The following is a 10,873-nucleotide window of genomic DNA, read 5'->3' as shown; positions in this document are numbered from 1 at the left end:
AAAAGGCAACTCTGAAATCATATCAGATTGCTCAATAGCTGTCAACTAAATCATTCAATTGTCAGCGCATGGCAACCACGATGATTGCCTCAACGACGCTATTTATCATATCAGCCAGGCCGCAGACCGTCAACAAATTTCGAATCTTTTTCACAATCCCGAACATCATCGGACTGGAGATTATTCATTGTTAGAGTTTTAGCACTATTTCACTCTGTGAACGCCACTTTTATCCGGAGTTAATCATTCCCGCTCCAAAAGAAAAAAGCCGCTGCAAGCAGTGGCTTTTACCCTTATGGACGCATTGTTGGGAACAAAAGAACATCGCGGATCGATGCCGCATCGGTCAACAGCATCACTAATCGATCAATGCCGATCCCCAGTCCACCAGTTGGCGGCATCCCGTACTCAAGCGCCTCGATGTAGTCCTCATCGATCGGCTGCGCCTCATCGTTACCAGACGCCTTCTCAGCCGCCTGAGCTTCAAACCGCGCCCGCTGATCGATCGGGTCGTTGAGTTCGGTAAAGGCATTGCCGTACTCATTGCCGTGAATGAACAACTCGAAACGATCCACAAAGCGAGGGTCTTTCTGGCTCTTCTTGGCCAGCGGCGAGATTTCGATCGGGTGACCGTAAATAAACGTTGGCTGCTGCAGCGTCGGCTCCACGAACTGTTCGAAGAACGCATTGATGATGTGTCCGGTCTTCCAGAAAGGCTCGTAGTGAACGCCCTTCTCGTCAGCCAACTTTCGTGCCTCTTCCGTACTCATCGGTTGCCAGAAATCGACGCCAGTAACATCTTTGATGGCGTCAACCATGTGCTTGCGGGCAAACGGCGCGTCCAAGTCAACGTCCTGGCCTGGTAAACGAATTTGCCGGAACCCAGCACCTTATTGGCAACGAACCGGAACAGGCCCTCGGTTTCCTCCATGACATCGGAGAGATCCCAATACGCGGCATACGTCTCCAACTCGGTGAACTCCGGGTTGTGCTTGGTATCCAGCCCTTCGTTGCGGAAGACTCGTCCAATTTCATAAACGCGCTCCATCCCCCCGACGATCAGGCGCTTCAAGTGCAGCTCCAACGCGATGCGCAGATACAAATCAATGTCCAAGGCGTTGTGGTGCGTGATGAACGGCCGCGCCGAAGCACCACCCGCAGAAGTGTGCAAAACCGGCGTTTCGACTTCCAGAAAATCGTTATGATCGAGGTACTCGCGCACGGCGCTGACAATGTGCGACCGCTTAACGAAGCGGTCGTAACTGTCAGGATTGGCAATCAGGTCCAGGTAACGCTGGCGATAGATCTGTTCCACATTGGTCAACCCGTGGTACTTGTCAGGCAGTGGCCGCAGCGCTTTGCTGAGAAAGGTCACATGCGTCGCCCGCACGGTCAGCTCACCGGCGTCAGTTTTCATCATGTCCCCTGCGATGCCGAGAAAGTCGCCTAAGTCAGACTTCTTGAAAATCTGATAATTGTCATCGCCGACGACGTCCTTACGCACATAAATCTGAATCCGGCCCGAGCGGTCGCGCAGATCCGCAAACCCGACCTTGCCCTTGCCGCGCTTGGCCATCATCCGGCCCGCGATTGTCACCTCAACGGGCTTAGCGGCCAGATCATCCTTGTCAGTGGCATCGTACTGATCGTGAAGCTGCTTGGCCAAATGGCTCCGGTCGAACCGATGACCGAACGGGTCGATCCCGTTTTCGCGCAACGCGTCCATCTTTTGCCGCCGTGCTAACATCTGATCGTTCATTTCTGTATCTTTAGCCATGTTTTCCTCCTGTCGTGTCCTTAGCCATTTTGCCAATGTCACAGTAAAAAAGCAACCGGCTAGCCGGCTGCTTGCGCTTTTTCGCGGGCTTCAGTCTCTTCGACAAAGCGGTCAAAAATATCGTCCACTTCCTGCTCAGTCTCCACGCTCATTGCCGCGGCCTTGGTCCGGGCTGCACGCGGAATGCCCTTCAGGTAGTATGCGGCCTGACTGCGGAACTCTCGCACAGCCAGGTGCTCGCCTTTGAGCTCCACCAGGCGGTGAAGCTGCAACTTGGCGGTCTCGATCTTTTCGCGCGGCGTCGGTTCAGGAATCAACTCACCAGTGCGAAGATAAGTCTCCACGCCGCGCAGCATCCAAGGGTTACCAAGCGCGGCCCGGCCGATCATGACCGCATCCGCCCCCACTTCGTCTAGCATTCGCTTGGCGTCCTGCGGCGAGCGCACGTCACCATTGCCCATGAACGGAATGTGCAGCTGGTGCTTCACTTCCTTGAGGATGTTCCAGTCCGCATGGCCGCGGTATAGCTGTTCACGCGTGCGCCCATGCATGGCCAGTGCCGATGCGCCGGCACGTTCAGCGGCCAAAGCATTTTCCACCGCGTAAATATGATCATCATCCCAACCGGTGCGCATCTTGACCGTCACCGGCTTGTGCACCGCGTCAACGACGGCCGCGACCATTTCGTAAATTTTGTTCGGATCCAGCAGCCAGTGGGCCCCAGAATCTGTTTTGGTGACCTTGGGCACCGGGCAGCCCATGTTGATGTCGATAATGTCGGCCTCAGTATTTTGGTCGATAAACTTAGCCGCGTTCACCAAATTTTCTTTATTGCCACCAAAAATCTGAATCGAGATTGGATGCTCACGCGGATCAACAAATAGCATACTCAACGTTTTTTTGTTGTGGTACATGATCCCCCGGTCCGAAATCATCTCGCACACGACCAGCCCGGCGCCAAACTCTTTGGCCGTCACGCGAAATGCCGCGTTCGTGATGCCCGCCATGGGGGCCACCACAACGCGATTAGGAATCGTGACGTCGCCAATCTTCCAGCTCAGTGAATCAGTTGCCATTATCTTCATCCTTTTCTTGTAAAAATGCCGTTAACTCGGTTTCAGAATACTCGTACTTGCGCCCGCAAAACTTGCATACGGCCTCGGCGCCATGGTCTTCCTGGATCATTGCCGTCAACTCATCGCGGCGAAGGGACTTCATGATGTCACCAAAATGCGCCTTGCTGCAGTTACATTTGAAGCTGACCGGTTTGGTCGCGACCACGTCAATGGCCACATCGCCCATCGCCCGCGTCGCAATTTCTGCCGGCGTCATGCCCTGGCGCAGCATTTCAGACGTTAGCGGCAGCGTCTTCACCGCCGTTTCAACCGCCGTGATCTCCTCTTGGCTCGCGTCGGGCAGGGCTTGAATCATAAACCCGCCTGCAACCTGAATCGTGTTATCGGCGTTCACAAACACCGACAGCCCAACCGCCGACGGAATCTGCTCGGATTGCGTGAGATAGTATGCGAAGTCCTCGCCTAACTCGCCGGAAACTAACGGTACCTGACCGGTAAACGGCTGACCAAAGCCTAAGTCCTTGGTGACCGCCAGCAGACCTCGACTGCCGACTGCGCGCGCCACATCGATTTTACCCACCAGATTCAGCGGAAGCGTCACGTGCGGCTGCTCAATGTACCCGCGCACGGTCCCGTGGCTGGTGCCGTCGACGACGATGAAGCTGACCGGCCCATCCCCCTTCAGGCGAACGGTCAGCAGATCGTCTGCCCCCTTCAGTCCGGCCGCTGAAAGCAGCAGCGTCGCGACCATGGTGCGCCCCAAAGCGGCACTCGCCGCACTCCAGGTGTCATGGCGCCGCTGGGCTTCAGCAATCGTGTGTGTGGCGTCCACCGCAAATACACGGAAGGCCCCATCTTTGGATACGGCAGTGATCAATTGATCAGACATTTTGGCATCTCCTTGGCTAACTAAACGAAAGTATCATACCAGAAAACCCGCAGCCCTGCCACTTTTTCAGAAAGCGGTCCTTCAGTCCAACGCGCTGGCAGGCAGCAAAAAAAACGGCCGCTAATCGAAGCGACCGCTCTAAGCTTTGCTTAATCTTCTGGATGGTCATCGGGTGAAGCCGACGCATCACTTTGCGCACTTTCAGAGTCAGAGGCTTGGCTGGTGCTTTCTGAGGCAGGTGCAGACGAGGCTGTTGACTCGCTGGCATCGTTATTTTCAGCGGCACTGGCACTACCGGCGACGCTGTCAGCAGTTTCAGAGGCACTGGCGGCCGATTCAGCCGTGCTGGCAGCCGAGCCGTCTGTATCAGCGGCGGAACTGCCTGCCTGCTGCTTTGCCTTGTCCTTTTGTTCCAAAGCTTTCTTGGCTTCCTCAAAGGTTGCCGCCTCCGCTTTTTCACTCGGGAATTCGCTTTGGTCTTCAGGCATCTTGCCGTCCTTAAACAGGGACAGGATCTGCTTTTCGTCCAAAGTTTCGTACTTCAGCAAGGCATCGGCGATGAGCTTATGCTGCTCGCGGTGGCTCTCGATAATGTCGTGAGCCCGCTGGTGGTCTTCCTCAAGGATCCGCCGAACTTCATCATCAATGGCGGTCGCGGTCTGCTGCGAGTAAGGTGCAGACTGACCGTACTGAGCGCCGACGAACGGCTGGCCACCTTCACGTTCAAGGGTCACAGGCCCCAGACGATCGGACATCCCATAGGTTGTGACCATGCTCCTTGCAAGCTGAGTGGCCTGCTCAAAGTCATTGGAGGCGCCAGTGGCTTTAATGCCAAAGATGATCTCTTCAGCAGCCCGGCCACCCATCAATCCGATGATCTGCTCGTTCAGGTCCTTCTTAGTCAGCATGTACTGATCTTCCTTCGGCAGGGTGATGGCGTAACCGCCAGCCCGGCCGCGAGGAATGATGGTAACCTTACGCACGACCCGCGAATCAGAAAGAACTAACCCGATCAAAGCGTGACCCGCTTCGTGGTAAGCCGTGATTTCCCGGTCCTTTGGCGCAATGACCTTGTTTTTCTTGGCCGGCCCGGCGATGACGCGGTCTTCCGCTTCATCAATATCGCTGGCATCGATCTTGTCTTTGCTCCGGCGAGCGGCAACCAAGGCCGCTTCGTTCAGCACGTTTTCAAGATCGGCCCCAACAAACCCAGGGGTTTGCCGTGCCAACTCAGCCAGGTCAACATCGTCGGCCAAAGGCTTATTCTTCGCGTGAACTTTGAGGATCGCTTCACGGCCCTTAACGTCAGGCTGCCCAACCAGAATTTTCCGGTCAAACCGGCCTGGCCGCAGCAGCGCTGGATCAAGCACATCGGAACGGTTAGTCGCCGCGATGACAATGACACCTTCGTTGCCTGTAAACCCGTCCATTTCAACCAGCAACTGGTTCAAGGTCTGTTCACGTTCATCGTGGCCGCCGCCCATGCCGGCACCACGCTGACGACCGACCGCATCAATTTCATCGATAAAGATGATCGACGGTGCGCTCTTCTTGGCCTGATCGAACAGGTCACGCACACGAGAAGCCCCGACCCCGACAAACATTTCAACGAAGTCAGACCCGGAAATTGAGAAGAACGGCACGCCGGCTTCACCGGCAACCGCCTTGGCCAGCAAGGTTTTACCAGTACCCGGAGCCCTCCAACAGCACCCCGGCTGGGATGCGGGCACCTAACTTAGAGAACTTGTGGGGATCCTTCAGGAACTCAACGACCTCGACCAGTTCCTGCTTTTCTTCTTCCTCACCGGCAACATCGGAGAAGCGGACCTTATTGGCCTTCTTATCCGCCGGCTTGGCTTTGGACTTGCCGAAGTTCATCACTCGACCGTTGCCGCCGCCTTGACCAGACTGGTTCATCATCATGTAGAAGAACACCATGAAAATAACCAGCGGCAGTACTGTGATCAGCAGTGTCACCCAAACGCTGGAGGAGCTTTCCTCCTGCGTGCTAATGGCAACGTCATTTTTATCGGCTGCCTTGGTGATCGTCTGCATATAGGTGTTGTTCGTCGGAACATAAGATGAGAAGTGAGAGGTCGTGCTTGAGGTTGCCCCCATCAGCCGAGACCAGTCTGGTCGTTTGTGACCTTCTTCGCGTTCTTGTATTCCCCTGTGACTTTGTAGACGCCGCCACTTGGCTGGATCGAGAAGGACTTGATTTTGTCCTTCTGCAGCTCAGAGATGAACTGACTAGAGCTCAGCTCCTGGGTCGTGCTGCCACTATTGCCGCGCAGGTACCATGCAAACACGGTGACCAGCACGACAAAAAAGAACCACATAGGTCAGCGTGCTGCCAAATAGCCCATTTTGTTTTTTCTTCATGCATAACCTCCAGCAACGTAGTGGATAATATATTTATAGTAACATGATACACCCAAGCTATGCTGACACTCAGTTCTCATAGATTGCCGGTTTCAGCACACCGATGTACGGCAGGTTACGATAACGCTCAGCGTAATCCAGGCCGTAACCGACGACGAATTCGTTAGGCACCTTCGTCCCCACGTAATCCGCCTTGACCGTCTTAATGCGGCGGTCGGGTTTGTCCATCAGGGTGCAAACCTTAATGGACTTGGCATCGCGAGTCTTAAAGATTTTGATCAGGTAAGACAAGGTCCTGCCAGTATCAACAATGTCTTCGACGATCAGTACGTCGCGGCCGGCCACGCTGGTATCCAAATCCTTGATGACCTTGACCTCGCCAGAGCTCTCAGTCGCGTTCCCATAACTGGAAACGTCCATGAAATCCAGCTCAACGTATTCATCTAGCTCACGGACCAGGTCGGTCATAAACATAATCGCCCCTTTTAAGATGCAGACGACCAGCGGATTCTTGCCCGCGTAATCCCGAGAGATCTCGCCAGCAAGCCGTTTGATGATCGCATCGATATCCTGTTTTGAGTAAAGCACCTTCAGTATGTCGTCATTCATGCGCTGCCTCATCCTTTGTGTCTGATTTCATTGCCAATACTGTTTGCAGTATATCAGTTTGAGAACCAGCAAACAATTGACGTGGCGCAATTCCTTCGACCCAGAAGACCTGATTACCGGCCGCGGCGACCAGTCTGAGACTGCGCGCCGGTTGCGGAATTTTTTGATTGATAAAAAAAATCGCCGCAGCAGCTGATGCTGACCATTTGCCAATTGGACCTCATCGTGTGGCCGCCGGGTGCGCAGGAGGACCGGTGCGACAGGCACTGCCGCGAGCTTTCGGGCGCCGGCCGGCAAGTGGGTAAACACCCCGAACTGACACCGCCCAACTGAATACCACCGGTTTAAGTCTTTCAGCGTGACGGCACCAGGGTGCGCGTCTGCCCCCCTCACGCTGAGCTGACCGTATGCAGCGACCACCTTCCGCCCACCGGCCACATCAAACTGCTTGGTGCCGCGACCAGCGGCCAGTGCTCCCAGCAAGGCCGCCTGCACCGGCGGTTTGACTTGCACGTGCCAGCGCGTCAAAGCACTGGTCAACAATAACTGTTGAATCGCCTCAGGTTCGTCAGCGTAGCGATGCCAGTCAAGCGGCGCGGCCGCATTGGGCGGGAGCATCTCGTTGACCTGCCGCTGAGCGAGCAGCATTGTGGCTTCGAGGTCGCGGCTAAAGCGCCCTGCATGCTGCAAGACCCCTGCGTTGACCGCCTTCATCGCAGGCACTGCATCTCGCCGCAACCGGTTGCGCGCGTAGTGCACGTCAAGATTGCTGTCGTCCTGGCAGTACGCCAACTTAGCTTCGGCCGCGTAGGCAACCAGGGCCGCTTTAGGGACCGTGAGCAGCGGCCGAACCACCAGCAAATCACCCCAGCGGCGCATCGGCGCAATGCCGGTCATGCCGGTCACTGAACCGCTTCTGGCCAGTCGGAAAAGGAGCGTTTCCAGCTGATCGTCGGCGTGGTGCGCCGTCATCAGAACGCTTGCCCCGACCGCTTGGCAACTTGGCGCAAGAACGCGTATCGCGCCTTGCGGGCCGCTGCCTCCAGCCCGTGCGCGGGGTGATCTGCCACCGCCCACGCCCCGGTTTTGACCGGCAGCTTCAGTGCTTCAGCGGCCTGGACGACCTGAGCCTGCTCTGCCGCGCTGGTCGGGCGCAGCCGGTGATCAAACGTGGCCACCGTCAGCTGCAACCGGTGCGGATGCAGAACGCTCAGCAGGTTCATCAACACAGTTGAATCGACCCCACCGGACACCGCCAGCACGACTCGCTGACCCACGGGCAAATGAAATGGTGCAATCAACTGCTCAGCTGAGCGCATGGCTAGCTCCTTTCCGCATGTTGACCAGCCTAGCACACGGAGCTTGCGGCTTCGTCATACTAAAGGCTGATTTCTGACAGTGTGTCACATCACCGGTAAAAAAAAGTGCCGAGGACAGCCCTCGGCATCGGCTTAACTCCGCCGGCCGCCACGGCCGCCGCGCTTACCCTCGGTGTTGTGCCGCAGGTCGCTCAGCCGTGACTCACTTTCTTTGAGAAATCCGGACATCATCGAATCAAAGTCATCTTTGGGCGCATCCTTGCCAGCGTGACCAAAGCCGCGACCGCCGCCGTTGCTGTGCGGTCGCGGCCCGTTGAAATTGCGCTCCCCGTGACTTTCGGCGTGCGGCGCATGATTGAAGTGACCACCGTGGCTGCTTTGAGCGTGTTCCCCTGCCGGCTTATCGACCGCTTTTCTAATCGAAAGGCCGATCTTACCGTCCTTGATGGTCATGACCTTAACGGTGACTTCATCCCCAACGCTCAGCACATCGTGAATATCTTTGACGTAAGCGTCAGAGATCTCGCTGATGTGCACCAGGCCGGTCGTCCCGGAACCCAGGTCGACAAACGCCCCGAAATTCGTGATCCCTGTGACCTTACCTGTTAACTTCTCGCCAACTTCAATCGCCATATAAAAAGATGTCCTCCTGAATGATTTGTGACTCTAAGTATACCACGCAAAAACCGCCACGCAACAGACGAGCTCGCGGTTAATTCGAGTTCTGCGTGTCGGTTTGGACGGATGGCAGGGAGAAAACAACTTCCCCCGGTTTAGACATGAGATAACGTTCGCGGACCAATTTGCCCAGATACTGTTCATTGTTCAACTGGTCGATTTTGACCTTCAATGATTGCTTCTGCGCCTTGGCCTGCGCTAAATCGGCTTTGGCCGACGCCACTGCCGTCGACTGCGTCTTGATGGCATTGTTGGTCGACACCAGCTGGTAGCCGCCCACCCCACAGATCATCACTAAAGCCGCGGCAAACGTCACCAGTCGGCGTTTATGAACACGCAGAGACCGGCTCGTGTGCACCGGCTGTTTAACTGTTTGCGTTGGCCGCAACTGTCGAATATTAGAAGCCATCAAGAACCCACCTTAATCATGCTGATAGATCTAGTATAACAAAGCCCCGTCACGCAGTGCGTTACAGTTTAATAACTTTCTTTGTAGCTTTCATCCACGACCGTGTACATTTCCCCGGCCTGCTCTTTCTTGGTGAGCTCGTTTAAGGCCGCAACCTTGACCGTCAGGGTCTTGTTGCCAAAAACGATTACCAGCGTGTCACCGATGGCCACGTCGCTGCTCGATTTGGCACGCGGCCGTTGATCGAGATCCGCCCTTTGTCGGCGATTTCTTTAGCCACCGTGCGGCGTTTGATGATGCGCGAAACCTTCAAAAATTTATCTAATCGCATAACTATTCCTTCCGGAAGCGATGCTGCCACCACTTCATGAACTTGCGCCCGTACGGAATCGCGAGGACTTCCCGCACGGTGTAAAGGCGAAAAATCGCCCCTAGGACCACAAACAATAAGACGCCTAGTGGCACTGCCACCACAAACACCCAAAGCGTTTCCACCCGATTTTGAGGCTGCATGTGAACGGCCACCAGGTGAACAACCACACTCATTGGGCCCACCACTAGCATGAGCCGCGCGTTAAACCCGCGCGGATCGGCCCCTTGCAAACTCCGTGGTAGTTGAATGTAGAGCAGCACCACGATCACCGCCAAGGCAAGCACCGTGGCCGCCGCAGCACCAACCGCGCCATACCGCACCGTCAGCAGCGGATTGGCGATCATCTTGACGACCAGTCCCGCCAGCAGCCCATAGCTGGTATAACGAAAGCGATTCAGACTTTGCAGCACAGCGTTATAAGCGTTGATCAGCGCCACCAGCACGATGCATAAGGTGTAAACGCGCAGCGTGCCGGTCAGCACCGTATCGCCAAACAACAACCGGTTGACGCTTGGCATCAGGGCGATCAGGCCTGCCGCAGCGGCCAAAGAAAGCCCCAGGTTAAAGCGGATCAGCTGCCGCGCGGTTTGCTTAAACGCCGTCCAGTGCCCACGCGCCACCGAGCGACTCAGACTGGGGAGTAAGGTCGTCGAAAGTGAAGTGGCGACGACCAACCCCAGCTGCACCAGCGGCTGGCCGCGGTCGTACACCCCCTTCAGAGCCCGCGCCGCAGCCGGGGCCATGCCCCGCGCGATCAGCCCGCGCGTGACCGTGAAGGAATCCACGAGTTGAAGCAAGATCAGCAGCGCGGAAAAAAAGCGCGATTGAGCCGCCTTCCTTCACGAACCGGTCAAACAAATGACCATACTCGCTCAGCGGCGTGGCTGCGTGTGGGAAACCGCGGCTGGCCTTGAGGTAAGCCGGTAAAATGACCAGTGTCGCGCCCAGACCACCAATAAAGGCTCCGGTCATCGCCCAGGCCGCCATTTTGTATGGCCCCCAGGCGTGCTGCACGGCCACCCCCGCGGCCAGCAAGATCACGCCTACGCGCAGCAACTGTTCGACGACTTGGCTGATCGCCGTTTTGGTCATGTCAAACGTGCCCTGAAAGTACCCCCGGGCTGCCGACAGCACCGGCATGGTCAGAAACATCAAGCCGACCGAACGCACGATGGGCGCCAAACCGGCATCCGCCATCGCGCGCGCAATCAGGTCCGCCCCCAGTTCCAAAACCGCAAACATCGCAAACCCGATCCAGGCCATCAGCACCAACGCCCGGTGTGCCACCGCCGCTTGCGCCAATGGGTCACGTGCTTGCGCCACCTGCTTTGAGATGTACACCGGAAAGCCAGACAACGCAA

The 10,873-nt window shown here is 56.3% G+C and carries 7 protein-coding genes and 4 pseudogenes; all 11 read right to left on the bottom strand.

Annotated elements, in window-relative coordinates:
• Positions 1–293: 293 nt before the first annotated feature.
• Positions 294–1,777 (bottom strand): annotated as a pseudogene (gene lysS / locus JCM13995_RS02145) (lysine--tRNA ligase).
• A 59-nt stretch (positions 1,778–1,836) separates the two neighbouring features.
• Complete coding sequence (gene dusB, locus JCM13995_RS02140; protein ID WP_082397672.1) at positions 1,837–2,853, bottom strand: tRNA dihydrouridine synthase DusB; 1,017 nt, start codon at positions 2,851–2,853, stop codon at positions 1,837–1,839.
• Positions 2,843–3,742, bottom strand: coding sequence for an Hsp33 family molecular chaperone HslO (gene hslO / locus JCM13995_RS02135; protein WP_054661998.1), 900 nt, complete (start codon positions 3,740–3,742; stop codon positions 2,843–2,845). The genes dusB and hslO overlap by 11 nt, the downstream gene beginning before the upstream one ends.
• Before the next feature lie 149 nt (positions 3,743–3,891).
• Positions 3,892–6,124 (bottom strand): annotated as a pseudogene (gene ftsH, locus JCM13995_RS02130) (ATP-dependent zinc metalloprotease FtsH).
• Positions 6,125–6,193: 69 nt separating this feature from the next.
• Complete coding sequence (gene hpt / locus JCM13995_RS02125; protein WP_054661995.1) at positions 6,194–6,733, bottom strand: hypoxanthine phosphoribosyltransferase; 540 nt, start codon at positions 6,731–6,733, stop codon at positions 6,194–6,196.
• 27 nt (positions 6,734–6,760) lie between these two features.
• Positions 6,761–8,052 (bottom strand): annotated as a pseudogene (tilS, locus tag JCM13995_RS02120) (tRNA lysidine(34) synthetase TilS).
• A gap of 132 nt (positions 8,053–8,184) precedes the next feature.
• Positions 8,185–8,685, bottom strand: coding sequence for a S1 domain-containing RNA-binding protein (locus JCM13995_RS02110; RefSeq protein ID WP_054661986.1), 501 nt, complete (start codon positions 8,683–8,685; stop codon positions 8,185–8,187).
• A gap of 79 nt (positions 8,686–8,764) precedes the next feature.
• Complete coding sequence (locus JCM13995_RS02105) at positions 8,765–9,139, bottom strand: FtsB family cell division protein (RefSeq protein WP_054661983.1); 375 nt, start codon at positions 9,137–9,139, stop codon at positions 8,765–8,767.
• 68 nt (positions 9,140–9,207) lie between these two features.
• Positions 9,208–9,470, bottom strand: a pseudogene (locus JCM13995_RS02100) (RNA-binding S4 domain-containing protein).
• A 2-nt stretch (positions 9,471–9,472) separates the two neighbouring features.
• Positions 9,473–10,198, bottom strand: coding sequence for a lipid II flippase MurJ (locus JCM13995_RS15465; protein WP_500778512.1), 726 nt, complete (start codon positions 10,196–10,198; stop codon positions 9,473–9,475).
• Positions 10,104–10,868 carry an oligosaccharide flippase family protein gene (locus tag JCM13995_RS17445; RefSeq protein WP_369385580.1) on the bottom strand — a complete coding sequence of 255 codons (765 nt, stop codon included), beginning with the start codon at positions 10,866–10,868 and terminating at the stop codon, positions 10,104–10,106. Before JCM13995_RS17445 ends, JCM13995_RS15465 begins: the two co-directional genes overlap by 95 nt.
• Positions 10,869–10,873 lie beyond the last annotated feature (5 nt).

Origin of the sequence: Lacticaseibacillus camelliae DSM 22697 = JCM 13995 (genome assembly GCF_001311195.1) — a bacterium.
GTDB lineage: Bacteria > Bacillota > Bacilli > Lactobacillales > Lactobacillaceae > Lacticaseibacillus > Lacticaseibacillus camelliae.
This window is presented reverse-complemented; position numbering and strand designations above follow the sequence as displayed.

What these genes read in the sequence shown, in the direction of transcription:
- hpt (WP_054661995.1), bottom strand. Translation starts at nt 6,733, where the DNA reads ATGAATGACGACATACTGAAGGTGCTTTACTCAAAACAGGATATCGAT.
- dusB (WP_082397672.1), bottom strand. Translation starts at nt 2,853, where the DNA reads ATGGCAACTGATTCACTGAGCTGGAAGATTGGCGACGTCACGATTCCT.
- JCM13995_RS02105 (WP_054661983.1), bottom strand. Translation starts at nt 9,139, where the DNA reads ATGGCTTCTAATATTCGACAGTTGCGGCCAACGCAAACAGTTAAACAG.
- JCM13995_RS02110 (WP_054661986.1), bottom strand. Translation starts at nt 8,685, where the DNA reads ATGGCGATTGAAGTTGGCGAGAAGTTAACAGGTAAGGTCACAGGGATC.
- hslO (WP_054661998.1), bottom strand. Translation starts at nt 3,742, where the DNA reads ATGTCTGATCAATTGATCACTGCCGTATCCAAAGATGGGGCCTTCCGT.